Annotated in this window: 26 protein-coding genes and 2 pseudogenes; 15 read left to right on the top strand and 13 right to left on the bottom strand. The window is 58.8% G+C overall.

Features of this window, described 5'->3' with window-relative positions:
• Positions 1 to 30 precede the first annotated feature (30 nt).
• The gene (locus K5Y35_RS19320; RefSeq protein WP_222832638.1) at positions 31 to 576 is read left to right on the top strand and encodes a hypothetical protein; all 546 of its coding nucleotides are present in this window, start codon (positions 31 to 33) and stop codon (positions 574 to 576) included.
• Positions 577 to 663: 87 nt separating this feature from the next.
• Here the strand turns inward: K5Y35_RS19320 and K5Y35_RS19315 are convergent, their stop codons facing one another.
• Complete coding sequence (locus K5Y35_RS19315) at positions 664 to 1,179, bottom strand: transporter suffix domain-containing protein (RefSeq protein ID WP_222832637.1); 516 nt, start codon at positions 1,177 to 1,179, stop codon at positions 664 to 666.
• Positions 1,180 to 1,308: 129 nt separating this feature from the next.
• On the opposite strand from K5Y35_RS19315, the gene K5Y35_RS19310 reads away from it, so the two are divergent.
• The 3 genes from K5Y35_RS19310 to K5Y35_RS19300 are packed head-to-tail and all read left to right on the top strand — an operon-like array spanning position 1,309 to position 4,967.
• Entirely contained in the window at positions 1,309 to 2,862 is a 1,554-nt protein-coding gene (locus tag K5Y35_RS19310; RefSeq protein WP_222832636.1) for an efflux transporter outer membrane subunit, read from the top strand.
• Positions 2,855 to 3,952, top strand: coding sequence for an HlyD family secretion protein (locus K5Y35_RS19305; protein ID WP_222832635.1), 1,098 nt, complete (start codon positions 2,855 to 2,857; stop codon positions 3,950 to 3,952). Before K5Y35_RS19310 ends, K5Y35_RS19305 begins: the two co-directional genes overlap by 8 nt.
• The gene (locus tag K5Y35_RS19300; protein ID WP_222832634.1) at positions 3,942 to 4,967 is read left to right on the top strand and encodes a DUF2955 domain-containing protein; all 1,026 of its coding nucleotides are present in this window, start codon (positions 3,942 to 3,944) and stop codon (positions 4,965 to 4,967) included. Before K5Y35_RS19305 ends, K5Y35_RS19300 begins: the two co-directional genes overlap by 11 nt.
• On the opposite strand, the gene K5Y35_RS19295 is transcribed toward K5Y35_RS19300, so the two are convergent.
• Complete coding sequence (locus K5Y35_RS19295) at positions 4,952 to 5,401, bottom strand: YMGG-like glycine zipper-containing protein (protein ID WP_222832633.1); 450 nt, start codon at positions 5,399 to 5,401, stop codon at positions 4,952 to 4,954. The two genes, K5Y35_RS19300 and K5Y35_RS19295, sit on opposite strands and share 16 nt — an antisense overlap.
• A gap of 176 nt (positions 5,402 to 5,577) precedes the next feature.
• On the opposite strand from K5Y35_RS19295, the gene K5Y35_RS19290 reads away from it, so the two are divergent.
• A complete protein-coding gene (locus K5Y35_RS19290; protein WP_222832632.1) occupies positions 5,578 to 6,198 on the top strand; it encodes a hypothetical protein in 621 nt (206 codons plus the stop codon).
• A 5-nt stretch (positions 6,199 to 6,203) separates the two neighbouring features.
• On the opposite strand, the gene K5Y35_RS19285 is transcribed toward K5Y35_RS19290, so the two are convergent.
• The 3 genes and pseudogenes from K5Y35_RS19285 to K5Y35_RS19275 form a co-directional block, all read right to left on the bottom strand.
• On the bottom strand, positions 6,204 to 7,223 hold the full coding sequence (locus tag K5Y35_RS19285) for an AbrB family transcriptional regulator (RefSeq protein WP_222832631.1): 1,020 nt from the start codon (positions 7,221 to 7,223) through the stop codon (positions 6,204 to 6,206).
• A 27-nt stretch (positions 7,224 to 7,250) separates the two neighbouring features.
• Positions 7,251 to 7,673: an HD domain-containing protein gene (locus K5Y35_RS19280; RefSeq protein WP_222832630.1), complete on the bottom strand. Its 423-nt coding sequence runs from the start codon at positions 7,671 to 7,673 to the stop codon at positions 7,251 to 7,253.
• A 15-nt stretch (positions 7,674 to 7,688) separates the two neighbouring features.
• Positions 7,689 to 8,077 (bottom strand): annotated as a pseudogene (locus tag K5Y35_RS19275) (hypothetical protein).
• Between the two features lie 164 nt (positions 8,078 to 8,241).
• Here K5Y35_RS19275 and K5Y35_RS19270 point away from each other — a divergent pair.
• The 4 genes from K5Y35_RS19270 to K5Y35_RS19255 all read left to right on the top strand — a co-directional run bounded on the left by K5Y35_RS19270 (position 8,242) and on the right by K5Y35_RS19255 (position 11,023).
• A complete protein-coding gene (locus tag K5Y35_RS19270; protein ID WP_186614757.1) occupies positions 8,242 to 8,673 on the top strand; it encodes a hypothetical protein in 432 nt (143 codons plus the stop codon).
• A 608-nt stretch (positions 8,674 to 9,281) separates the two neighbouring features.
• A complete protein-coding gene (locus tag K5Y35_RS19265) occupies positions 9,282 to 9,569 on the top strand; it encodes a fructose-bisphosphate aldolase (RefSeq protein WP_123462695.1) in 288 nt (95 codons plus the stop codon).
• Between the two features lie 217 nt (positions 9,570 to 9,786).
• Entirely contained in the window at positions 9,787 to 10,287 is a 501-nt protein-coding gene (locus tag K5Y35_RS19260; protein WP_222832629.1) for an Hcp family type VI secretion system effector, read from the top strand.
• A complete protein-coding gene (locus tag K5Y35_RS19255; RefSeq protein ID WP_222832628.1) occupies positions 10,280 to 11,023 on the top strand; it encodes a DUF4225 domain-containing protein in 744 nt (247 codons plus the stop codon). Before K5Y35_RS19260 ends, K5Y35_RS19255 begins: the two co-directional genes overlap by 8 nt.
• A gap of 471 nt (positions 11,024 to 11,494) precedes the next feature.
• Here the strand turns inward: K5Y35_RS19255 and K5Y35_RS19250 are convergent.
• From K5Y35_RS19250 to K5Y35_RS19225, 6 genes and pseudogenes are all read right to left on the bottom strand, one after another.
• Positions 11,495 to 11,575, bottom strand: a pseudogene (locus K5Y35_RS19250) (XRE family transcriptional regulator); the annotation flags it as partial.
• Between the two features lie 3 nt (positions 11,576 to 11,578).
• On the bottom strand, positions 11,579 to 12,010 hold the full coding sequence (locus tag K5Y35_RS19245) for a hypothetical protein (protein ID WP_222832627.1): 432 nt from the start codon (positions 12,008 to 12,010) through the stop codon (positions 11,579 to 11,581).
• A 264-nt stretch (positions 12,011 to 12,274) separates the two neighbouring features.
• On the bottom strand, positions 12,275 to 12,823 hold the full coding sequence (locus K5Y35_RS19240; RefSeq protein WP_042558757.1) for a cupin domain-containing protein: 549 nt from the start codon (positions 12,821 to 12,823) through the stop codon (positions 12,275 to 12,277).
• A 378-nt stretch (positions 12,824 to 13,201) separates the two neighbouring features.
• Complete coding sequence (locus K5Y35_RS19235; RefSeq protein WP_222832626.1) at positions 13,202 to 14,485, bottom strand: NAD(P)/FAD-dependent oxidoreductase; 1,284 nt, start codon at positions 14,483 to 14,485, stop codon at positions 13,202 to 13,204.
• 51 nt (positions 14,486 to 14,536) lie between these two features.
• A complete protein-coding gene (locus K5Y35_RS19230; protein WP_103370534.1) occupies positions 14,537 to 16,027 on the bottom strand; it encodes an aldehyde dehydrogenase in 1,491 nt (496 codons plus the stop codon).
• Between the two features lie 269 nt (positions 16,028 to 16,296).
• Positions 16,297 to 17,673 (bottom strand): glutamine synthetase family protein, encoded by a 1,377-nt coding sequence (locus K5Y35_RS19225; protein WP_222832625.1) that lies wholly within the window; start codon positions 17,671 to 17,673, stop codon positions 16,297 to 16,299.
• 282 nt (positions 17,674 to 17,955) lie between these two features.
• Between K5Y35_RS19225 and K5Y35_RS19220 the strand changes: the two genes are divergently transcribed.
• The 5 genes from K5Y35_RS19220 to K5Y35_RS19200 all read left to right on the top strand — a co-directional run bounded on the left by K5Y35_RS19220 (position 17,956) and on the right by K5Y35_RS19200 (position 23,317).
• A complete protein-coding gene (locus K5Y35_RS19220; RefSeq protein ID WP_222832624.1) occupies positions 17,956 to 18,717 on the top strand; it encodes a gamma-glutamyl-gamma-aminobutyrate hydrolase family protein in 762 nt (253 codons plus the stop codon).
• 368 nt (positions 18,718 to 19,085) lie between these two features.
• Positions 19,086 to 20,228 (top strand): polyamine ABC transporter ATP-binding protein, encoded by a 1,143-nt coding sequence (gene potA / locus K5Y35_RS19215; RefSeq protein ID WP_095136575.1) that lies wholly within the window; start codon positions 19,086 to 19,088, stop codon positions 20,226 to 20,228.
• A gap of 29 nt (positions 20,229 to 20,257) precedes the next feature.
• Positions 20,258 to 21,139 (top strand): ABC transporter permease subunit, encoded by an 882-nt coding sequence (locus K5Y35_RS19210; protein WP_185015766.1) that lies wholly within the window; start codon positions 20,258 to 20,260, stop codon positions 21,137 to 21,139.
• Positions 21,136 to 22,011, top strand: coding sequence for an ABC transporter permease subunit (locus tag K5Y35_RS19205; protein WP_003226106.1), 876 nt, complete (start codon positions 21,136 to 21,138; stop codon positions 22,009 to 22,011). Before K5Y35_RS19210 ends, K5Y35_RS19205 begins: the two co-directional genes overlap by 4 nt.
• A 208-nt stretch (positions 22,012 to 22,219) precedes the next feature.
• Positions 22,220 to 23,317 carry a polyamine ABC transporter substrate-binding protein gene (locus K5Y35_RS19200; protein ID WP_123462679.1) on the top strand — a complete coding sequence of 366 codons (1,098 nt, stop codon included), beginning with the start codon at positions 22,220 to 22,222 and terminating at the stop codon, positions 23,315 to 23,317.
• Positions 23,318 to 23,621: 304 nt separating this feature from the next.
• On the opposite strand, the gene thpR is transcribed toward K5Y35_RS19200, so the two are convergent.
• Positions 23,622 to 24,161, bottom strand: a complete 540-nt coding sequence (gene thpR / locus K5Y35_RS19195; protein ID WP_222832623.1) for an RNA 2',3'-cyclic phosphodiesterase — start codon at positions 24,159 to 24,161, stop codon at positions 23,622 to 23,624.
• A gap of 108 nt (positions 24,162 to 24,269) precedes the next feature.
• On the opposite strand from thpR, the gene K5Y35_RS19190 reads away from it, so the two are divergent.
• On the top strand, positions 24,270 to 24,464 hold the full coding sequence (locus K5Y35_RS19190) for a hypothetical protein (protein WP_123462675.1): 195 nt from the start codon (positions 24,270 to 24,272) through the stop codon (positions 24,462 to 24,464).
• Positions 24,465 to 24,620: 156 nt separating this feature from the next.
• On the opposite strand, the gene K5Y35_RS19185 is transcribed toward K5Y35_RS19190, so the two are convergent.
• Positions 24,621 to 24,974, bottom strand: a complete 354-nt coding sequence (locus K5Y35_RS19185) for a DUF1428 domain-containing protein (protein ID WP_123462673.1) — start codon at positions 24,972 to 24,974, stop codon at positions 24,621 to 24,623.
• Positions 24,975 to 24,976 lie beyond the last annotated feature (2 nt).

Raw genomic sequence — 24,976 nt, 5'->3', positions numbered from 1 at the left:
GTCGGCTCCAGATGTTTTGCAGAGATCAACATGCGCCAACCCGTTCGGAAGCTGACGATAGACAATATCGACTCGATAACCGAGGCGTTTCATCACGACCTTGCCGTTATCGGCGAATCGATTGCGGGGAAGACCGGCATATCCTTGATGCTTGCGCTGAAGCGCGATCGCTTGGGCCACGGGCCCTACCCAGACGTGTCACTGTTCGAGGCGGCCAACCGGATCATGTCTGACCTGGTCATTCTTCATGGCATCGGCGCGCTGCTTAAAGGGAAATTTTTCCCTTTCGACGAATACACCGTTGAGTTTGGAAACGAAAACCGCAACAGCTTTGACATACGCGCAGAATCGCCGAGCGGCACCCTCGCGGGTGAAGCATTTAATGCGGCTTCCTCATTCTTCGGCACCAAGAAACGTGCGGCATTAAAAAAACTGCGCAGCAAAGCTGTAGAGCAAAGCTACAGAGTCATCATGTTTAATGCTGAAGGACCTCGTAGCGGCGTCAAACCAGAGGCCGATGGCATCTACCAGATCGCCGTTGATGTCACCACGGGATCAATCAACATCACGCCCTGAACCCGAACGGCGCTAAACCGGTGAATGTCTGGATACGGCGCCGTATCCAGACATTCACCACCCTTCAAATCAGTCCTCTACCTGCTTTCACTCCGCCACCACCCGCGCCTTGCGCACGAACAGCGCATGGACCTTGTCCCAGAAATTGCCGCCCAGCACGAAAAAGCTGCCGACGAACATCAAGTCGCCCAGCGCCTGCATCTGCCAGAGGTTGGGCCGTACGCCCGGGAAGAAGTTGTCGAAATACGGTTCCAGGAAAGACGACAGCAGCGGCAGGCAGAACATCACCACGCCGATCTTGTGGCGCATCGGGCTGACTTCGGCCAAAGGGGTCGGAATCACGCCGGAAATATAGTGGCCGATCGTGCGCTTGAGTTCGGCGAACCCGGCCTTGCCCATCACCGCGATCACCAGCAGCAACAGCACCTTGTTACTGATGAACAACACCCCAGTCAACGCCGCAACTTTCGAGCCCGGCACATCGAGGGCGGCGGCAATCGGCACCATCAGCCACGAACCGAGCATCAGGCAGATGATTGCCACGCCGACCTTGAAACGCCAGTTGGCGCTGGTGGGGGCAAGCGGATCTTGAGCAGTGTCCATGGTTTCCTACCTTTTCGTCGGGGGCGGTTCAGGGGAGTTCGCCTGAAAAAGCGTAGCAGCTGATTGCTTCGATCAACCCGCAATCTGCGGTCTATGCTCCAGTGACATTTCCCACTGGGGCCTCCCGGTATGCCTGCAACGCCAGCCCTGCTGATCCATCCCGGCCACCTGCTGCTGCTCGGTGCGCTGAGCCTTGGCGGCTGCCTGCGGCTGGGCCCGGATTTCCAGCCGCCAGCCGAAGCCTGGAGCAAGCAGTGGCAAAGTCCGGCACTGGAGCGGGCCAGCGAACGCGGCACGCTGCCGGATCTGCGCCAGTGGTGGCAGGTGTTTGCCGATCCGGTGCTCGACCGATTGATCAGCGACGCCGAAGCCCGCAACAGCAGCCTGAAGATCGCCGGCCTGCGGGTCCTCGAAGCCCGGGCGCAACTGGGCATCGCCGACAGCGGTCGCTACCCGCAACTGCAACAGGCCAGCGCCGACAGCCTGTACATCGACCGCCACCAGTCCGGCGGCAACAACCCGCAAGACGTGCACTTCTGGCAGCACAGCGCCGCGTTCGATGTCGGCTGGGAACTGGATTTCTGGGGGCGTTTCAGTCGCGCCATCGAATCCGCCGACGCCAGCTACTTCGCCGCCCAGGCCAATTACGAAGACGCCCTCGTGCTGCTTCGTGCGCAAGTGGCCGACACCTACTTTGCCCTGCGCACTACCGAAGCCCGGCTGCGAGTCGCCCGGGAGAACGCCGCCCAGCAAAAACGCAATTTCGAGATCACCGAAAAACTCTTTCGGAGCGGCCAGACCGCCGAACTCGATTTGCAACAGGCCAGAACCCAATACCTCGGCACGTTGAGCAGCATTCCAGCGTTCGAAGACCAGTTGCTGCGCACCCGCAATGCGTTGGCGGTGCTGGTCGGCCAGCCACCCGGTGGCGCGGCGTTCCTGGCCGAGCAAGCGGGGCTGATTCCGCTGGTGGAACGCGCCGTGTTGCAAGATGTCCCGGCCAACCTGCTGTTGCGCCGCCCCGATGTGCGCGCAGCGGAGCTGAACGTTGCCGCGCAATCGGCGCTGGTCGGCGTGGCTGAAACCGACCTTTATCCCTCGTTGACCCTGCTCGGCAGCATCGTCTGGTCCAGCGACACCCTCGGCGCCACCCCGCGCAGCCTCGACCTGATCGGCGGCCCGAGCCTGCGCTGGAACATCTTTGATTACGGGCGGATCCGCAACAACATCCGCGTGCAGGACGCGCGCCTGCAGCAACTGATCGAAGCCTATCGCGACAAAGTCCGCCAGGCCGCCCGCGAAGCCGACGACGCCGCCAGCGGCCTGACCAAAGCGCTGGAACGTGAACGCATTCTCGGCGAGGCCGAAGGCGCGGCGCGGCGTTCTCTGGTGCTGGCCAACACCCAATATCGAGAAGGCTATTCAGACTTTCAGCGGGTGCTCGACGCCCAGCGTGCGTTGCTGGAGTTACAGGACAACTATCTGGTCAGCCGCAGCAACGCCGTGAGTAACCTGATCGCCCTGTACCGCGCCGTCGGCGGCGGCTGGCAAAGCGCCGGGCCGCAGATCGATCCAGCGACCCGGCAGCAGATGCAGCAACGCACCGATTGGGGCGAACTGCTGAGCGCCCCGCCGCCGCAACCGACCTATCCGATTCCCTCGCAGGTAGACCGCCATGAGTGATGAAGCGCCGCCGGATCCGGCGAAAAAAGGCATCCGCTGGGTGCTGCTGGTGATTGTGCTGAGCCTGGCCTGGTACTTGTTGGCCGACCGCTACACGCCCTATACCCAGCAGGCGCGGGTCGGCGCGTTTGTGATCCCGGTGGCGGCGGAAGTCGCGGGCCGGGTGATCAAGGTCAACGTGCGCAACAACCAGGACGTGCAGGCCGGCGACATCCTCTTCGAACTCGATCCGCAGCCGCTGCAAATTGCCGTCGACCGCGCCCGTGCCGATCTGGAAAACACCCGGCGCACAGTTGGCGCCAGCACCGCCGGTATCGCTTCGGCCCAGGCATCGCTGCGTGCAGCCCAGGCCGATGAACTCAAGGCGCGGCAGGACAATCGACGGCTTGAAGGTTTGTACAAAGAAGATCCGGGCACGGTGTCCGTACGACTTCTGGAAGTGTCCCGGGCCAACCACGAAGCGGCGGTCAGCAAGGTCGCCGCCGCCCGGGCCGAAGTGCTGCGTGCGCAGGAGCAGGAAGGTGGCAACACCGACACCAACGCCAAACTGCTCAGCGCTGCCGCCACACTGGCCAAGGCGGAACTGGATCTGGCCAACACCCGCATCGGCGCGCGTTCGGCGGGACTGATCACCGACCTGCGCACCGACGTCGGCCAGTTCACTGCGGTCGGTAGCCCGCTGATGACCCTGATCGCCATTCACGACGTGTGGATCAGCGCCGACCTCACCGAAAACAACCTCGGCCGCGTGCAACCCGGCACCCCGGTGGCGATCGTCCTCGACGCGCTGCCCGGCGAAGTGCTCGACGGTCGCGTGCGTAGCGTCGGTTATGGCGTCAGCGTCGGCCAGACGCCGGCGCCCGGCACCTTGCCGAGCATCCAGAACAGCCGCGACTGGCTGCGTCCGGCGCAACGCTTCCCGGTGATCATCGAGTTCAGTGAAGAGGCGAAAAAGCGCCTGTTCGACAGCCGTGCCATCCGCGCCGGCGGCCAGGCGGAGGTCATGGCCTTCCCCACCGAGGGCAATCTGCTCAATCCGCTGGGGCGGCTGTTTGTCGGCCTGATGAGCTGGCTGTCGTATGCCTATTGAACGCAGCGTGCCGGCGCAACGGGCGTTGCGCCTGGCGTTCGGCACGGCGCTGTGCACCGCCGCCAGTTATGCTTTTGCCTTGCCGCTGCCCTTTATCTCGCCAGTGCTGGCGGTGTTGCTGCTCGCCAGTCTGCCCCGCCCGCTGCCACTGAAAGGTGCGCTGGCACTGGCGCTGGTGGCGGCGTTCACCACCAGCATCGGCCTGCTGCTGGTACCGTTGCTGCGTTACTACCCGGTGAGCGGTGTGCTGCTGATCGGCCTCGGTCTGTTTCTGGTGTTCCGCTTCGGCCTGCGTGGTGGCAATCCATTGATCATGATGTTTCTGGTGATCGGCATGACCATGATCTCCGCCGCCGGCTTCGCCGAGTTCGACCTGGCGATGGCGGTGATTGGCGCGCTGGTCAAAGGCCTGTTGCTGGCGGTTGCAGTGGTCGGCCTCAGTCACACTCTATTCCCGGAACGCCCCGACAGCCCCACGGCGCCGAAACCACCCGCCATGCCTGCCGATGACGTCCCCCGCGTGGCCCTGCGCGCCACACTGATCGTGCTGCCGACCTTTCTGTTGGCCCTGAGCGATCCGGCGAGCTACCTGCCGATCATCCTCAAAGCCGTCAGCCTCGGCCAGCAAACCTCCACCACCCGGACTCACCACGCCGGCCGCGAACTGCTGGGTTCGACGCTACTCGCCGGCGTATTGGCGATACTGCTGTGGTGCGGCCTGAGTCTGTTCGTGCACCTGTGGATGTTCTTTCTGTGGACGCTGCTGTTCGGCCTGTGGCTGGCGCGCAAACTCTATCGCCTGAGCCCGACGCAATTCAGCCCCGGATTCTGGATCAACACATTCATCACCATGATCATCCTGCTCGGGCAATCGGTGCAGGACAGTGCGGCGGGCAAGGACGTGTACACCGCGTTTGCGGTGCGCATGGGCCTGTTCATTCTGGTGACGCTCTATAGTGCGTTGATGATGCACCTGCTCGAAGCGCACAAGCCGAGCCGTCAAGGTGTGATCTGATAGCCGCGCCCTTGCAGGCATCCGGTGTAAGCGCTGGAACTTGCTGCCGCCTCGTTCTTGCCCTGTGCCCGTCGCTCCTGGCGCTGCCGCGAGCCTCCGATGACCGCACCGGCGGCTGCAGTCTCTTTGGCGCGGTTTTGTCGGTAATCCTGCTTGCGGTCATCGTCGACGCGTTCGTAGAGCTCGTCGTGTTGACGGCCGCGCACTTGCGCACCTGCCGCGCCCGCCGCCGCACCGACAGCGGCGCCCTTGAGACGGCCGCCGGCTTGCGGTGTGGAAGTGGTGGAAGTTGAAGCGATGGAGTGGCAGTCGTTGATGTCGATCTGGGTTTGTTGCGAGGTCTGGCCTTTGAGCGGGACGACGGATTCGGCGCTGGCTTGAGTGGCGCACAGGGCGACAGCGATCAATAGCGGGATGGGCGTCAGGCGATTCATGATTACCTCCGGCGGGGCCTGGGGTTGGCTGTGATGCGAGGTAATCAGAGAGTCTAGTTCAAAGTGTTCGGCAAGGAACTCTTGAACACGGCACTCAACGTTATTGAAGCAGTGGCTCGCACTCGCCGTTATGGATACCATCCCGACACCCTCAATTTCGCTGATCACGGATTCCGATGCGTCGTTTACTGAGCCGACTCGCCGCGCTCATCAAACCTGAGGCAAAGCCGCTTTTTGCCGGATACAGCCTGAAAGCCCTGCAGTCGTACTTTGTAATGCCTTTGTCGGTCGCCAGACTGCCAAACCTGCCGATGATGACATCGCTTGAGCAATCCGGAGTATTGGCCTGTTACCTCTCACTTCTGACTGAGCAAAACGACGTCAACCGTTTCCGGCAGTGGGTCGACTCGTCCTTCCAAAAGGTCAGGGAAAGCACGTTCAACGGCCTGCGCACCTTTGAATATGAGGACACCTTGAGCAAAGAGCGCTTGATATTCTTCACCGCCAAGCAAGCGTTCAACGCGGTCACGATTCATTTAGTGACTAACAGCGCGAGGTTCCTCGACTTGCTGAACGACGAAAGGCTCACTGTCCCACCACCGTGGGTCGCCTTCGAGGGTTACAACCCCTCATGGTGGGGAGGCAATATGCAAGGAGCCCAAGGTTTCTACAACGAGCGTTATTTCCTGCCGTTCTTTACTTCTTTGAGTGATGCTGAAAAACAGCGCTATTACGCCCGATTCAATGCCAGCGCCGCGTGGATAGAACAACTGGACTTGATGTACGGCGACGATTGATTCGCTCAAGCCCCTTCCCGCACCCGCCGCACCTGCACCAACAACGCCGGCGCAAAATGCAGCAGCACCATCCGCGCCAAGTGGTGAGTGAGGATAAACACCACATTCAACCCACCCGCAAACGCGACAATCGCAATCGTCTCGATCGCCCCAGGCATGTACGCCAGCCAGAGCGGCAATGGATCGCTGCCCAACCATCGCGCCGCCACTTCAGCAAATGCCGCCGCGACGACGATCATCAGCCCGACCGAGACCAGCGCCGTGCGACCATGCAGCCCCAATTCCCTGACGCCCAAGCCTTGAAACCTTGAGCCGATGCGCACGCCGAGAATCAGCGCGGCCAGATTCAAGCTCCAGTCGGGCATGTGAAAGCCGTGCAACCACCCTGCTTTTACAAAGATGGCGGTGATGATGATCGCCGTGAGCATGAAGGGCGCCGGCACGCCGATCACCAGCAGCAAGCGACCGAGCACGACGCTCAAGCCGATGACCGAGACAACCGTCAACGCCATGCCGGTGGTCAACGGAGCGCTTTCAACAGCAGCAATCGACACCGGCCCCGGAATCAAAAAACTCACCAGCACCGTGATCAGCAGTAACCGCATCAGGTGCACGATGATGACTTTGCTCGACGCCTTCTCCGACTCCAGCAAATCGAACACCGCCGCCAGTGCCCCCGGATACACTGCGAGCAGCGCATCCGTGCGATTCCACCCTGCGCCGCGCGTCAGCCACCAACCGGCCAGCGCAATCTGCACCGTCAAGCACAGCAGCAACACACCAAGGCTCGGCAACATGGTCGACGCCGTCGCACTGTCCCACGCCTCGAACATCAGCCCGGTGGCGATGCCCAGGGTGACCTGGATATAACCCAGCCCATAAGGCGTCGCGGGTGCGAAACCCGATTGTGTCACGAGCAGTGCCGTGACAAGGATCGAACCCAACAGCAAGCCATGCGGCACACCGAGGGATTGCAGCACCGCACCAAAACCGGCGGCGATCAACAGACACAGAATCGTTTTCATGGTCGCCTTCCTGGCTATTCAAATGGCTTAAGCGCGCAACCGTCCAATCGCCCGCCGGTATTTTTCGATCCGCTCCAGATCCTCCCAGCTTGGCGAGGCGATCCGTGACAGGTCGCTGTTCTCTTCCAGGTCCGCCAGTTTCACCACCCGGCCGATCGGGTTCTGCGCTGCGCGCTCGACGAAATCCTCGTAGGACTCGCCTGGCACTTTGGTCACCGATGCAATCGCCGTCAGCACCTCTTCGCTGAAGCCTTCCTTGCGCAAGTCATCAAGGCTGATACCGCAATCCTCGACCACATCGTGCAGCACCGCGACGATGCGTTCCTCCAGCGAGGTCATGCGCAGCATCACCTTCAACGGATGCAGAATGTACGGCGCCCCGCCCTTGTCCACCTGCCCGGCGTGTGCGGTGGCAGCGAGGGCAATGGCGCGTTCGAGTGTTTGAGTCATAGGGGTTTCCTCGGGTTAAACGCCATACCGGCCGCCGACGTGGATATTGCGTTTGAGCCAGGCGCCAATGGCTTTCAGCGACCGACAGGCTTCGCTGACTCGGCGTGACGCTTGAGAATCATCGACACCAATGTCACTTGATCCGCACCAGGATGCGCGTCAATCAACTCAGCGACCCAGGCACAATCAGACTTCTTCAAGTGCTCACGCCACTCACCGGGCCAGGCTTCCAGCTCATCCAGCGCCAACCAGCGCGCACCGCCCTGCCCACCATGCCCCCCGGCCGTCGATTGTTCGAAACAGAAAGGCGTGGCCGCTCGGGACAGGTCGATGTTGAAAATGTAGACGTCGTGGGTTGAGTGCTGCGACGTGGGGGCGTTGTCGCGGCTGCCGATTTCAATCATGGGCAATATTCCAATCCTTGGGCGCTAGATGTGTCCGATTGTTTCGCAGTCTACGCGAACAGCGCAAATCAAAAACCTGATGGAACCTCCTTCCCCTGCGCTATCTCGAAACCCTAAGCGCCAATTCATTGATCAAAACCGGCGCCATTGAAGAGGAAACCCCGATGAACATTCGATTCCTGCTTCTGCTCGCCACCTTTTGCGTCATCCCCACCTGCGTCATGGCCGAAGGCTGCGACGTCGAAACCCGCTCCTCCAGCACCTCCGTGCCTACCGTTTCCGGCCACAGCTGCTACGAATACGAGGGCATGCCGGTCAATTCCATCGACTGGTCATGCAGCAACGAAAGCAAGGACATGGTCAACGCCGTCAAGAAAAAGGTCCAGCAGTGCGATGACCACTATCAAGCCACGTGCATCGCCACCCTCACCCAGGAATCCCTCGCCAACCCGCACTCCACCAGCAAGGACAAAAACGCCAAAGCGTTGAATATTCCGGATGGCGCGCAGGTGACCACGTATTACTACGGCGCGGAGAATCTGGGGCAGGCGAAGATTGATTGTGAAAGTGGCGGTGGGCATTGGAAGGCGAAGTGACGGTTGTTTAGGGCACATAAAAAGGGACACCGCTGGGTGTCCCTTTTTCGTGCATCAACACATCCATTGTGGCGAGGGAGCTTGCTCCCGCTGGGCTGCAAAGCAGCCCCTGTACCAACATGCAAAGCCATGATTTGAGATTCGACCGAATTTGAAGTCTGAAAAACTCGTAGGAAAACACACCTTGTGGTGAGGGGATTCATTCCCGGTGGGTTGCGAAGCGGCCCCAAACCGGCGAGCTGAATTCTCCTGACTCAACGTGGGCGCCGGATTACGACGACTGCGTCGCCGATCGGGGATAAATCCCCTCGCCACAGGGCCGGGTTTGCGTCCTACAGGTCGGTTGTGGGTGCGGGAATTGCTGCCTAGAGTGGGGCTGTCGCTGACCGCAGTTGGCGATGGGTTTCGCAGCCCTCAGAAGTGACACACACCGCTAGATGACAACTGTGGCAAAATTCGCCGCCGTTTCGTTATATGGCGGCTGTGTGTGGGAGACCTTCGGGTCTGCCGGTTTGACTCTTCTCCGGTCTGCGAACCCGCATACAGCTGCCACCCCTTTGTTTCGCAGCAGAAAGGTGGCACTTCTTAATTATTTGAAGAGCAATCTTATGACGATCAAAAAACCGCTCCACCACTACGCCCACATGTCACACCCCGCCACCGACCACCCCGTCCTCCTGATCAACGCCGACGCCCCACTACGCGACCTCCACGCATGCCTGGCCGAACGCCTAAACGCCGTCCTCAAATACCTCGACCTCATCGCCTGCACCAGCCTCCCCGACTACGCCGAACATGACATCAACACCGTCACCAACATCGCCAGGATCATGGTGCAGGATGTGAGTGATGTGTTTCGGGTAATCGAGCAGCGAGGTTTCGACGCGCCAGCCTGATAACCAACACATTACCAAAGTGCCAACTTCATAAACGCCCGGTCATCCAACCAGCGATAACGTCGCTGGCACTTGGGAATAATCACCTCCTGACTTCCGCGCCCCTTGTAAGACGCGTCTGAACATCACCAATAGCGAACCAGCGCGCCACCGGTCTGGCTTTAGTTGAAAGTTACTCTTCAAACAAGAGTTTTCCAGTCAATAAAGCAGAGCTTCCATGGCCAACCACAGCTACATGAGCATTACCGGAAACCGTCAAGGGCTTATCTCGGCCGGCTGCTCCGATATCGATTCAATCGGCAACAAATGCCAGTTAGGTCACCTCGACGAAATCATGGTTCTGGCCTACTCCCACAACATGACTACCGGCAATAACGGCGGCGTCAGCGCCGACCGTGGCAAGCACTTGCCGATCATGATCACCAAGAACATCGACAAATCCTCACCCCTCCTCTCCGCCGCACTTCACGAACGCGAAGTGCTGGACTGCACCATCTTTTTCTACCGAACCTCCCCCGCTGGCACGCAAGACAAATACTTCAAAATCCACATAAGCGGCGCAAAAATCGCCCACATCAACCTCCAGGTTCCTCACGCCATCCATTTGAACGACGCCCAGCCACAGGAACTGGTGTCATTCACTTACCGCGAAATCAGTTGGACCCATATCCAGGCGGGCACAAGCGGCTTCAGCAGTTGGGGAAATAACGATGAATGAGGATTCGTGTGACATCAACGACGTATCCCGGGCTGCTTCCGATCTGGTCGCATTCGGGTGCCAGATCGGCGCGACTCAGTTGTATGACAGCTTCAGCCAACTTCGATTTAGCGAAATCGTTTCGTCTTATGCGAATGAGGTTATTCGGGCGGTGGATGAAGGTTTTATGAGTGCCAAACAAGGGCTGCAGGAGCTCAGGGAGGAACACTCTGACTTATTGAACAAAGTATCGTTCTATGCTCAAAACGGTGTAGGTGTTGCCGCGGGGATGATGCAAATCCAAATCGCCTCAGTACATTTCGCTTCCAGAACACCAAAAAACGCAGTGGCCGGCACCGCCTATTCATTACATGGAGCTAACAATATCTATGAAGGACTAGCAAACATTTACTACGGCCCCGAAAATCCAGCAGTAGTTGGTCCAACCCGCAAACTCTATCAATTCTTAGCGGGTGACTCTTCCCGTGGAAATATTGCCTATTATGGTGTTGACATAGGGCTCTCTATATTCAGCATACTTCAACCAGTTCGAAAACCCGACTCAGTGGAGCTATTCATTCGCGACTCTATGAATTATGAGCGAGCCTATAAGAGAATGGGAAAAATATCGCTTGCATCTGAGGCCTTGATTGACGGCATCACTATTAGAAACATCGACAACGAAGTCACCCAACAAACCAACAACAAAAATCACCGCCCACCTTTAAATTCTTTCCCGGACATAAAATATCCGTAAAAAACGAAGAACACCGAAAAACTCAGCAACCTATACAGTACTTCTGACAAGCTCCAAGTATCGCTAATAAAGTAATAAGCGACCTCTTCAAATATAAGTGCGCAACTGCCAGCGATGAAATGCCTTACCCAGGCAGGATAGCGTCTAGACCCGGCATACCGACCTCGCAACTCAGATACCTGATCGGGAAAGCAATAGAATAAATTTACATACAGATAAACCAGAAGCATGAAGCCCTCAGTAAATTTCCTGACCACTCCTTCCAGCGGTAAAATTTGACTCAAAAAATTTATTAGAACCAACGTAAAAATAAAACTAAATGCGATAGTTAAAAAGAACAGAAGGACAACCTGACACAGAAATCGAATGCTCAACTTCACGACACCACCCGTATTAAACCATTAAAAACCAATTATCAGCCTCATTTACCCCAACATTCCTAAACTTATGCGGCAACGTCGTAGGAAATTAATACCCATCCCCGGCATTCAAAACACTCACCGACCCATCCACGGTCAACTCAGCAGTCCCCCGCGTAACAAGCGCGCACTCCCGTCAACGGTGAGAGCGAAACGAACGCTGAAAAAAGCTTAAATAGCAAAACGATCCTAGAAAAGAAACAAACAGAAAAGACGCCACTACCCAGTACGAAACACCATTAAAAAAATCAAATCCCATCATAAAAGGAACAAAAGCAATGGCCAATATTCCAGATAAAAAGACTATTTCGATTAACACCCACCGTAAATTATAGTGCTTTTCTTCAATCACTTTTCCATCGAATATATTGCGAAGCGATGGAACAGAAAAAATAAAACCATGCAAAGCAAATAGAGCAAAAACAACAAAAAACACTACCCAAACCAGATCGCCCTCAAGCCTTATAAACTGACCAATACAGTTTAAGACCATCACACTCCAGAAAAGTGAAGAAGCAAGAATTAGACAATAAACACGAGATAAACACCGAAGATCATTTAATTGCACAGCCCGCTCCCTCACATAGCTATAACACCCAAAAAAATCAAGCTCTACGGACAATCAAAAAATGGCTTACGATCAACCACCAGGAATGTAAACATTCCAGAAGAGCCATAACATCCTTAACCTCGCCTCATCACGCACCTATTCAGAACCTTCCTACAAATCAAAACCCTGCACCCTACAAACATTTCATCCACGCAAAAAAAATCCGAAACCCAGTAAAAGGTGTCGGATTTATTCACAACGTGCGCCTAATTTAAACAGCGATTAGAAGTTAGCCGGCGTATTCGCACTAATAATCTCAGCCTCATCCGCCCCAATATTGCGGAACTTATGCGGCAGCGTGGTAGGAAAGTAATACCCATCCCCCGCATTCAAAACACTCACCGAGCCATCCACGGTCAACTCAACAGTTCCCCGCGTCACCAGCCCACACTCCTCACCTTCCGAGTGAACAATCGGCTCTTCCCCGGAGCTCGCGCCCGGTGCGTATTGCTCGCGCAGCAAGCGCATCTGGCGGCTTGGGACGGAGGCGCCGATCAGCAGCAGGCGCAGGCCGTGGCGGCCGAGGTCGGGCTGTTCGTTGGCGCGGAACACGTATTGGTGTTCGCGTGGCGGTTGGTCGAAGGTGAAGAAGTCGGCCAGGGACATCGGGATGCCTTCGAGCAGCTTTTTCAGTGAACTGACGGAGGGACTGACGCGATTCTGTTCGATCAGGGAGATGGTGGCATTGGTCACGCCGCTACGCCGGGCCAGCTCGCGCTGGGAGAGTTTGTAGCTTTCGCGTACTAGTTTGAGTCGAGAACCCGTATCCATGACTGCCTTATGTGAGAACGACTTAAGGGCGATGGGGGTGGGTGGCGGGTGACGCGCCGAGGGCGCGGATCACGTTGCTCCCGTGTCCCGGAACCGTGAAAGGCGGCTATTAAATCACGTTTGTCGGTGTTGCTCAGCAGGTTCGATGGACGGTGGGGTAAAAGAGCCTGCTGGTGCTAATTGCGAAGTAAATGCAAAACCTGTGGGAGCTGGCTCGCCAGCGATTGGTGGCACATTCAACATCCCTTTTGCTGAAAGACCGCTATCGCTGGCAAGCCAGCTCCCACAGGTTTTGTGGTGTGTCAGCGGGAGTGAGGGTGGCTGCACTGGCAGGTAAAAAACCGGCGGGGCCTTGGGGGCCGCCGCCGGGGAGGTAACTTAGATGCCGAAACGGTCGCGCAGTGAGTAGTAGACGGCGCCGAGGGCGGTCAGTGGTGCCGAGAAAGTACGGCCGCCGAGCATGGGCATGTGCGGCAGCGATGCGAAGGCGTCGAAGCGTTCGGCGTCGCCGCGGATCATTTCCGAGATCAGTTTGCCGGCCAGATGCGAGCAGGTGACGCCGTGGCCGCTGTAGCCCTGCATGTAGTAGGCATTTTTCTCGATGCGGCCGAATTGCGGCATGCGCGACATGGTCAGCAGGAAGTTGCCGGTCCAGCGGTAGTCGATTTTCACGTCCTTGAGCTGCGGGAAGGTCTTGAGGATCTTCGGCCGGATCAGCTGTTCGATGTCGTCCGGTTCACGCGCGCCGTAAACCACACCGCCGCCGTACAGCAGACGGTTGTCGGCCGTCAGGCGGTAGTAATCCAGCAGGTAATTGCAGTCTTCGACACAGTAGTTGTTGCTGATCAGGCTGCGCGCCTGTTTCTCGGTCAACGGTTCGGTGACGACGATCTGCGAGCCGCACGGCATGCTTTTCGCGGTCACGCGGTTGTCGAGGCCTTGCGGCAGGTAGGCGTTGCCGGCGATCAGCAGGTACTTGGCGCGCACCTGGCCTTTGGCGGTACGCACGACATTCGGTTCGCCGTATTTGATTTCGACGGCAGCCGATTGCTCGTAGATTTTGCCGCCCAGACTCACGATAGCTGCCGCTTCACCGAGGGCCAGGTTCAGCGGATGCACGTGACCGCCCTGCATGTCGAGCAGGCCACCGACGTAGGCGTCGGAGCCGACTTCGCGACGAATGTCCGCGGCGTCGAGCATCTTCAGATTGCGGTTGCCGTAGCGTTCCCAATTGCGCTTCTGCTCGGCCAGACCGTTGAGTTGTTTCTTGTTCATCGCTGCGAAAATGCCGCCCGGGCGGTAGTCGCATTTGATGTCATATTCCTTGATCCGCGAACGGATGATGTCGGCGCCTTCGAAGATCATGCTGCCGAGAATTTCTGCGGTCTTTTCGCCGTAGCGCTCTTCGATCACATCGACGTCGCGGCTGTAGGAGTTGACCAGTTGCCCGCCGTTGCGGCCACTGGCGCCATAGCCGACTTTCGCCGCTTCGAGCACGGTCACTTTATAGCCCGCTTCACTCAGGAACAGCGCCGAGGACAGGCCGGTGTAGCCGGCGCCGATAATGCAGACGTCGCACTCGACCGACTCTTCAAGGGTCGGGAAGTCGATGACTTCGTTGCGGGTGGCGGCGTAGTAGCTGTTGACGTGTTGTTGCTTCATTTTATTGTTCTCCGAGGGTCGCCCATTGAAGGCGACCACCGCTGTAGAAAATCAGAGCTTGATCCAGGTCGCTTTCAGCTCGGTGTACTTGTCGAACGCGTGCAGCGATTTGTCGCGACCGTTGCCCGACTGTTTGAAACCACCGAACGGCGCAGTCATGTCGCCGCCGTCGTACTGGTTGACCCACACGCTGCCGGCCCGCAGGCCACGGGCGAAGGTGTGCGCCTTGCTCAGGTTGCTGGTCCAGACGCCGGCGGCGAGGCCGAAGATGCTGTCGTTGGCGATCTGCAGCGCTTCTTCAACGGTGTCGAAGGTGATCAGCGACAGCACCGGGCCGAAGATTTCTTCGCGGGCGATGGTCATCGCGTTGGTCACGCCGTCGAAGATCGCCGGTTGCACATAGAGGCCGCCGGTTTCTTCGAGGGTGCGCTGGCCGCCGGCAATCAGCTCGGCGCCCTGCTCGCGACCGATGCTGATGTAGCGCAGCACGTTGTCCAGTTGACGCTGATCGACCACGGCGCCGACGGTGGTTGCCGGGTCGAGGGCGTGACCGGGTTTCCATGCTTGCAGCGCTTCCACCAGCAGCGGAATGAATTGCTCGCGAATCGAACGCTCGACCAGCAGACGCGAACCGGCGGTGCACACTTCGCCCTGGTTGAACGCGATGGCGCCGGCCGCCGCCTGGGCTGCCGCACGCAAGTCCGGGGCGTCGGCAAACACCACGTTCGGGCTCTTGCCACCGGCTTCGAGCCAGACGCGTTTCATGTTGCTTTGCCCGGCATAAATCATCAGTTGCTTGGCAATCGCCGTGGAGCCGGTGAAGGCCAGCACGTCGACGTCCATGTGCAGCGCCAGCGCCTTGCCAACGGTGTGACCAAAGCCCGGCAGGACGTTGAAAACGCCTTTCGGAATGCCGGCATCCAGCGCGAGTTGCGCGATGCGGATCGCCGTCAGCGGCGATTTTTCCGAAGGCTTGAGGATGAACGAGTTACCGGCGGCCAGGGCCGGGGCGAATTTCCAGCTGGCCATGATCAGCGGGAAGTTCCACGGCACGATCGCGGCGACTACGCCGGACGGCTCGCGCGTCACCAGACCGAGCTGGTCGTGCGGCGTGGCAGCGACTTCGTCGTAGATCTTGTCGATGGCCTCGGCGCTCCAGCGGATCGCGTTGGCGGTCGCCGGAATGTCGATGCTCATCGAGTCGCTGATCGGTTTGCCCATGTCGAGGGTTTCCAGCAGCGCCAGTTCTTCCTGGTGTTGCAGGATCAGATCGGCGAAGCGAATCAGGATACGCTTGCGTTCGGCCGGGGCCTTGTTGGCCCACACACCGGAGTTGAACGATTGACGTGCGACTTCGACGGCGAGGTTGGCGTCGGCTTCGTCGGTGCTGGCCACGGAGGCGAGGAAACGGCCGTCGACGGGGCTCAGGCATTCGAAGGTGGCGCCGCTGATTGCCGGGCGGTATTCACCGTTGATGAAGGCGCGGGATTCGATGGTCAGGGACTGGAAGCGCTGTTCCCAGTCGTTGCGGGTTGTGGTCATTGTTGTGGCTCGACAAGGGGGGGGTTGGGGGTGTCGGGGTGTTGTGTCTGGCTTGAGAGGGCTGCCCTCACCCTAGCCCTCTCCCGGAGGTAGAGGGGACCGATTGGGGGTTGCTTGGGATCTTCGCCGACCTGAAAGATCGCTGCCGAATCCATAATCGACTCGATCGTTCAGGTCGCTGACTATCTCAATACAACCCGGTCAGTCCCCTCTCCCTCCGGGAGAGGGTCAGGGTGAGGGGCTCTTCGGCTTTTAAAGGCCCGAACCCATCACACCGTATGCAGATACCAGTTGTACTCAAGGTCGGAGATCGAGTTCTCGAACTCGGCCAGCTCGCTTTCCTTGCACGCGACAAACACGTCGATGTACGTCGGGTCGATATAGCGGGCCATGACTTCGCTGTCGTCCAGTTCGCGCAGTGCATCGCGCAGGTTGTTCGGCAGGCTCTGTTCGTTCTGCTCGTAGCTGTTGCCTTCGACCGGCGAGCCCGGCTCGATTTCATTGGTCAGGCCGTGGTGAATCCCGGCCAGCACTGACGCCATCAGCAGGTACGGGTTGGCGTCGGCACCGGCGACCCGATGCTCGATACGCACGGCGTCCGGCGAACCGGTTGGCACGCGCACGGCCACGGTGCGGTTGTCGATGCCCCAGCTCGGCGAGTTCGGTACGTAGAACTGCGCGCCGAAACGACGGTACGAATTGACGTTCGGGCAGAGGAAAGCCATTTGCGCAGGCAGGGTCTCCAGCACACCGCCGATCGCGTGTCGCAGCGCGGCGTTCTGCTCGGGATCCTCGCTGGCAAAGATGTTGTTGCCTTCTTTGTCCAGAATCGAAATGTGCACATGCAGACCGTTACCCGCCTGGCCCGGATACGGCTTGGCCATGAAGGTGGTGTCCATTTCGTGGTCGTAGGCAATGTTCTTCACCAGACGCTTGAGCAGGACCGCGTAATCGCACGCCTTGATCGGGTCGGAGACGTGATGCAGGTTGACTTCGAATTGCGCCGGGGCGCTTTCCTTGACGATGGCGTCAGCCGGGATGCCCTGCTCTTTCGCGCCTTCAAGGATGTCTTGCAGGCAGTCGACGTATTCGTCGAGGTCGTCGATCAGGTACACCTGAGTCGACACCGGACGCTTGCCGGACACCGGCGAACGTGGCGACTGCGGACGGCCGTTCACGTTGTCCTGGTCGATCAGGTAGAACTCCAGTTCGAACGCGGCGCAGATGGTCAGGCCCATCTCATCGAACTTGCGCACGACGTTGGCCAGCACTTCACGCGGATCGGCGAAGAATGGCTCGCCTTCCAGTTCGTGCATGGTCATCAACAGTTGTGCGGTCGGGCGCTTCTGCCACGGCTCGATGCTCAGGGTGCCCGGGATCGGGTAGCAGATGCGGTCAGCGTCGCCGATGTCCAGGCCCAGGCCGGTGCTTTCCACCGTGGAGCCATTAATGTCGAGAGCGAAGAGCGAGGCCGGCAGGTTGATGCCTTTCTCGTAAACCTTGTGAAGACTGGTGCGTTCGATGCGCTTGCCGCGCACCACACCGTTCATATCCGCAATCAGAAGGTCGACGTACAAAACCTCAGGATATTTCTTAAGGAATGCGTTTGCTTCGTTGAGTTGAACGGTACGCAGAGGGACCGACATGATGCACCTATTTAGCTGTTAATTATTATGTTCACTGCTGTTTCGCCGAGCCAGTCAATCCGAAAGGCAAAGTGAAGTCAATAGCGAACACCTGGCCGTTCAGCGTTTATTTTTCGGGCTTTTTTTAACACTCACGTACCAACGCAGGCGCCACAAGGCCGGATTTCATGAAGATTTGATGAGCGGCGTTTAGAATTTTTTACATGGCAGTTGTTAATTAAAATCAACGAGGCTAAGCTCCGGAAAAGCTCGTTCAAGTGTCAAACTTCGAGGTGAATAAAAATGGCATTCAAGCCATTGATCGGCGTTACTGCGTGCGTCAAACAGATTGGCCTGCACCCCTATCACATCAGCGGCGACAAGTACGTACGTGCTGTCAGCGTTGGCGCTCAGGGGCTTCCAGTGGTCATTCCTTCCCTTGGCAACCTGACTGAAATCGAAGACCTGCTCGGTCAACTCGACGGTCTGCTGCTGACCGGCTCGCCCTCGAACGTGGAGCCCTTCCACTATCACGGCCCGGCCAGTGCCCCCGGCACGGATCACGATCCGGCGCGGGACGCCACCACCCTTCCTTTATTGCGTGCAGCCATCGCGGCGGGCGTTCCGGTGCTCGGCATTTGCCGCGGCTTCCAGGAAATGAACGTGGCGTTCGGCGGCAGCCTGCACCAGAAAGTGCATGAGTTGCCGGGCATGCTCGATCACCGCGAAGCCGACAGTCCGGATGTCGCCGTGCAATACGCACCGGCCCATGCCGTGACAGTACTCGGCGGTGGTGTGTTCGAAGCGCTGGGATTGCCGGGCGAGTTCCAGGTCAACTCGATTCACAGCCAGGGCATCGACCGCCTCGCCCCCGGCCTGCGTGCCGAAGCCGTGGCGCCGGATGGCCTGATCGAGGCGATCTCGGTCGAGCACAGCCCGACTTTCGCCCTCGGCGTGCAATGGCATCCGGAATGGCAAGTGCTGGACAACCCGCCGTACCTGAAGATTTTCCAGGCGTTCGGTGAGGCTTGCCGGCAACGGGCGGCGCGACGCAACCAGCGCTGACTCAACCCAAGAATACGTAACGATTTACTGCCCCCTCGGAAGTCGGGTGTGCCTGCGCACATCCGTCATTCGTGAACAACAACATCCGTAATAACAACAAGCACGACCCAGGCAGCCAGGACGGCGGCGCCGAACAAGCCGGATCGGTAAGTGCAATACCTGTCAGAACAATGCAAAACCCTGTGGGAGCTGGCTTGCCAGCGATGAGGCCGTCACCTTCAACATTAATGGTGACTGACCCACCGCCATCGCTGGCAAGCCAGCTCCCACAGGGGGATGTGATCCGACCGGGAATGCACCTGCAGGCTTGCAATCCACTTAAGCCCGGCCGCGTTGGCCGAGCGAACGAAACCTGTTGGGAGTTTCACATGGCAAACGCCTCCAGCACTTACAGGAAGGCACTTGAAGGTCATCAGCAACCGAAAAAGGTTCTGGTGAAAGTCGACCGTGTCACCAAGAAGTTCGACGAAACCACCGCTGTGGACGATGTGTCCCTGGAGATCCATCAGGGCGAAATCTTTGCCCTGCTCGGCGGCTCCGGTTCGGGCAAATCGACCCTGCTGCGCATGCTCGCCGGTTTCGAGCGCCCGACTGAAGGGCGGATTCTGCTCGACGGTGTGGACATCACCGACATGCCGCCATACGAGCGGCCGATCAACATGATGTTCCAGTCCTACGCGCTGTTCCCGCACATGACCGTGGCGCAGAACATTGCCTTCGGCCTGAAGCAGGACCGTTTGCCCGCCAGCGAAATCGACGCCCGCGTCGAAGAGATGCTGCGCCTGGTGCACATGACCCAATACGCCAAACGCAAACCCCATCAGTTGTCCGGCGGCCAGCGTCAGCGCGTCGCCCTCGCCCGCTCGCTGGCCAAGCGTCCGAAGCTGTTGCTGCTCGACGAGCCGATGGGCGCGCTGGATAAAAAGCTGCGTTCGCAAATGCAGCTTGAACTGGTCGAGATCATCGAGCGCGTCGGCGTGACCTGCGTGATGGTGACCCACGACCAGGAAGAAGCCATGACCATGGCCGAGCGCATCGCGATCATGCACCTGGGCTGGATCGCCCAGATCGGCAGCCCGGTCGATATCTATGAAGCGCCGGTCAGCCGCATGGTCTGCGAGTTCATCGGCAACGTGAACGCCTTCGACGGCACCGTGGTAGAAGACCTTGAAGGTCACGCGATCATTCACAGCCCGGACTTGCAGCAGAAGATCTACGTCGGTCACGGCGTCAGCACCTCGGTGCAGGACAAGTCGATCACCTACGCGATCCGCCCGGAAAAAATGCTCGTCAGCACCACCCAACCGGAGTTCCGCTACAACTGGTCCGAAGGCAAGGTGCATGACATCGCCTATCTCGGCGGTCACTCGGTGTTCTACGTCGAATTGCCCGGCGGCAAAATCGTCCAGTCGTTCATGGCCAACGCCGAACGCCGTGGCGCGCGCCCGACCTGGGACGACAAGGTCTACGTCTGGTGGGAAGACGACAGCGGCGTGGTACTGCGCTCATGAGAACCTTCAATCAGCAATGCCTGCGCCTGGTGCCCAGCGGGCGCAAGTTCGTCATCGGCATCCCGTTCATCTGGCTGTTCCTGTTCTTCATGCTGCCGTTCTTCCTGGTGATGAAGATCAGCTTCTCGGAGGCCGCGCTGTCGATCCCGCCGTACTCGGAGATCTACACCTACGCCGAACAGAAATTCCAGCTGATGCTCAACATCGGCAACTACACCATGCTCGGCGAAGACGAGCTGTACCTGTCGGCCTACCTCGGTTCGCTGAAGGTCGCAGCGCTGAGCACATTGATGTGCCTGGTGATCGGTTTCCCGATGGCCTACGCCATCACCAAGGCGAGCAAGGAAGCGCAAAACGTCCTGCTGCTGTTGATCATGATGCCGACCTGGACCGCGATCCTGATCCGCGTTTATGCGTGGATGGGCATTCTCAGCAACAACGGTTTGCTCAACAGTTTCCTGATGTGGACTGGCCTGACCGATCACCCGATCGAGATCCTCAACACCAACACCGCGGTGTATATCGGTGTGGTTTACGCCTACCTGCCGTTCATGGTGTTGCCGCTGTACGCCAACCTGGTGAAGCACGACGGCAGCCTGCTGGAGGCCGCGTCGGACCTGGGTTCGAGCAACTTCAACAACTTCTGGAAAATCACCGTACCGCTGGCCAAGAACGGGATCATCGCCGGCTGCATGCTGGTGTTCATTCCGGTGGTCGGTGAGTTCGTGATTCCGGAACTGCTGGGTGGCCCGGAGACGCTGATGATCGGTCGTGTGCTGTGGCAAGAGTTCTTCAATAACCGCGACTGGCCGGTGGCGTCTGCACTGGCGGTGGTGATGCTGTTGATCCTGATTGTGCCGATTCTGCTGTTCAACCGCAGCCAGGCCAAAGAGATGGAGGCACGGGGATGAAACGCTTCGGTTTTTCCAAGTTCATGTTGATCTTCGGCCTGATGTTCATTTATCTGCCGATGCTGATCCTGGTGATCTACTCGTTCAACGCCTCGAAACTGGTGACGGTGTGGGGTGGCTGGTCGGTGAAGTGGTACGTCGGGCTGCTCGACAACACGCAACTGATGGGCTCGGTGGTGCGCTCGCTGGAAATCGCCTGCTACACCGCGATTGCCGCCGTTGCACTGGGCACCCTCGCCGCTTTTGTGCTGACTCGTGTGACGCGCTTCAAGGGTCGCACCCTGTTCGGTGGCCTGGTTACCGCGCCGCTGGTGATGCCTGAGGTGATCACCGGTCTGTCGCTGTTGCTGCTGTTCGTGGCGATGGCGCAGTTGATCGGCTGGCCGCAGGAGCGTGGCATTGTCACCATCTGGATCGCCCACACCACGTTTTGTGCAGCCTATGTGGCAGTGGTAGTCTCCGCCCGCCTGCGGGAACTGGATCTGTCGATCGAAGAAGCCGCGATGGATCTCGGCGCCAAGCCGTTCAAGGTGTTTTTCCTGATCACCATTCCGATGATCGCGCCGTCGCTGGCGGCGGGCGGCATGATGTCGTTTGCCCTGTCGCTGGATGACCTGGTGCTGGCGAGTTTCGTCTCCGGCCCGGGCTCGACGACGCTGCCGATGGAAGTGTTCTCGGCGGTGCGTCTGGGCGTGAAGCCTGAGATCAACGCCGTGGCCAGTCTGATTCTGTTGGCGGTGTCGCTGGTGACCTTCCTCGTCTGGTACTTCGGCCGCAAGGCAGAAGCCAACCGCAAGAAAGCGATTCAGGAAGCGATGGATCAGACGGCGAACGAGTCATGGCAGCAGCCGCAACGCGCCGCCACTGCTTAAGCAACACGGATGAACAACCGTGGCGAGGGGATTTATCCCCGTTCGGCTGCGAAGCAGTCGTAAAACCTGAATACGCAGTTTTCAGGTAGAACTGCTGGGGCCGCTTCGCAGCCCAACGGGGATAAATCCCCTCGCCACAAGGTGATGCGTGCAGCGGGTTTGTGCTTTTGATTAAAAGTTTTTGAATAAAAAGTATGGAGTTTCACCGATGAAAATGTTTGGCAGGACTCTGCTGACACTGTCCTTAATGGGCGCAATGGTCATGGGCGCCCAGGCCAACGACAAGGTGCTGCGTGTTTACAACTGGTCCGATTACATTGCGCCGGACACCGTCAAGAAGTTCGAAGACGAGACCGGCATCCGCGTGACCTATGACGTCTTCGACAGCAACGAAACCCTTGAGGCGCGTTTGCTGGCGGGCAAATCCGGTTACGACATCGTCGTGCCGTCCAACAGTTTTCTGGCCAAGCAGATCAAGGCCGGCGTCTATCAGACCCTGGACAAATCGAAGCTGCCGAACTGGAAGAATCTCAATCCGGTGCTGCTGAAAAACGCCGCCGCCAGTGATCCGGACAACGCCCACGCGTTCCCGTACATGTGGGGCTCGATCGGCATCGGCTTCAACCCGGCCAAGGTCAAGGAAGTGCTCGGTGCCAATGCCCCGACCAACTCCTGGGACTTGCTGTTCAAGCCGGAAAACGCTGAAAAGCTGAAAGCCTGCGGCATCAGTTTCCTCGACTCGCCGACCGAAATGCTCCCGGCCGCCCTGCACTACCTGGGCTATCCGGTGAACGACAAGGACAAGGCGCACATCCTCGAAGCCGAAGCGCTGTTCATGAAGATCCGCCCGTCTGTGGCGTACTTCCATTCCTCCAAGTACATCTCGGACCTGGCCAACGGCAACATCTGCGTGGCGGTCGGTTACTCCGGTGACGTGCTGCAGGCCAAGGCCCGTGCGGTGGAATCGGGCAACAACGTGGTGATCGACTACAGCATTCCCAAGGAAGGCGCCGGCAGCTTCTACGACATGGTCGCCATTCCGCGTGATGCGGCGAACGTCGAGAACGCCTACCTGTTCATGGATTTCCTGATGCGTCCGGAGATCATCGCCGAAATCACCAACAGCAACGGCTACAGCAACGCTAACTCGGCGGCGACGCCACTGGTAGACGAAGCGATCCGCAACGATCCGGGTTCGTACCCGTCGCAAGCAGTGATGGCGACGCTGTATGCGGTACCGGATCAACCGATTGCCACGCAACGGATCATGACCCGTGGCTGGACCCGGGTGAAACTCGGCAAGTAAGCCTGCGGAGTCGGGATTCCAACAACACTGATGAATAGGTGGGAGCTGGCTTGCCAGCGATGACGGTGGGTCAGGCAAAGGTGATGCAGGATGTGCTGGCCCCATTCGCTGGCAAGCCAGCTCCCACAGGGTTTTGAGATCACATTCGGACAGTGCCAGGCCCAGGATTTTCTTAGCTTAAGTAATTCAATGATTTCCCGTTCACGCAGCGCCTTACCACCGCTGCACCCTGCAATGAACGGCCTCACCTGGCTTCCTCGGTTCAGGTGAATTTCAGGCGCCCACGGGCGCCTTTTTTTGTGGTTCAGATCAGCGGCCAGTCCTGCAGGATCCGGTAGCGACCCTTGTGCGACTCGAACAAGGCAAAGCGTTCGGCGCGCAGGAAAAACGCCGGCGGCGTGGCGGATTCCGGCTCTGGTGCACGGTAGTCTCGGGCCAGGGTCAGATGCGGCCGAAATTCGCGTGGTGTCTCTTCGAAACCGAATGGCAACATCGCCTGTTCCAGCGCATAAACCAAGCGCAACAACGCCGGCGGTGCCTGTTCGGGCGCCAGTGACAACACCCCGGCGCGATGCCAGACCTGCAAACGATCCAGGGAAATCTTCAAGGTTTCCTTCGGCGTGTTGACCTTGCCGGCGGCTTCGCAGACTTCGTTGATTTGCGCCAAGGGCACCGCGCCGAGAAACAGCAGGGTCAAGTGAAAGTTATCTGCCGGTACCGGTTTACCGGCTCGCAGGCCCAGCTCGCTGCGCCACTGAGCGATAGCCTTGCGCTGCGCCGGCGGGCAGTCCAAGGCAAAAAACAGCCGCTTGAACGGTTCATCCCTGCGCAAGTCATCGGTCATCGTCCTGCCCCTTCGCTCGTGGTGATCGGCCAGGATTCTACACGGCCTGAGCAGCCGACTCGCGACACCGGGCTATAGTTCAAGGATTGCCATCAACCGGAGGCCGCCATGCGCGAGGTCCTCAGCAAAGAGCCGTGGTGGGCCCGCCCACCGAATCCCGGGCAGGATGAAACCGAGCTGGAATGGGGTTGGCTGGTGCATTACAGCGAGGGTGAACCGCGTTTCGAGTTTGTCCGCGAACGTCCGACCGACGAAGAAATTCGTCAGCGTAAAAGCTGCCGCATCACCCCCGCCACGGAGTGAACAGCACACCAGTGGCAGTGGGCTTGTTCGCGAAGGCGTCGTGTCAGTCGACCTCGTTGGTGTCTGACGCAGCACTTTCGCGAGCAAGCCCGCTCCTACCCTGTCCAATTGCGTATTTGCGATGAAACGCATGCCGCAGTGGCAATGGCGCAGGCCTCAGGATTCGAGGAGGTCGATGAAGCCGCCATAGATCATGCGCTGCCCGTCAAACGGCATCGGGTTCACGTCGGGTTTCATGCGTGGGTCCTCCATCATTTTCGCCATGCCGGCGTTGCGGGTGGCTTTGTCCGGCCAGATCAGCCAGCCGGACACCACGGTTTCATCCTCCTTGAGTTTCACCGCCATCGGGAACGACGTGACCTTGCCGTCCGGCACGTCATCGCCCCAGCATTCGACGACACTCAGGGCGCCGTATTCCTTGAACAATTTAGCGGCGATCACGCAGTGTTTTTTGTATTGCTCGCGATTGGCGGTCGGTACGGGGGCCACAAAGATGTCGATGTATGCCATGG

Origin of the sequence: Pseudomonas sp. SC3(2021) (genome assembly GCF_019856535.1) — a bacterium.
GTDB lineage: Bacteria > Pseudomonadota > Gammaproteobacteria > Pseudomonadales > Pseudomonadaceae > Aquipseudomonas > Aquipseudomonas monsensis.
Note: the sequence above shows the minus strand (reverse complement) of the source record. Positions and strands in the feature narration are given on the sequence as shown.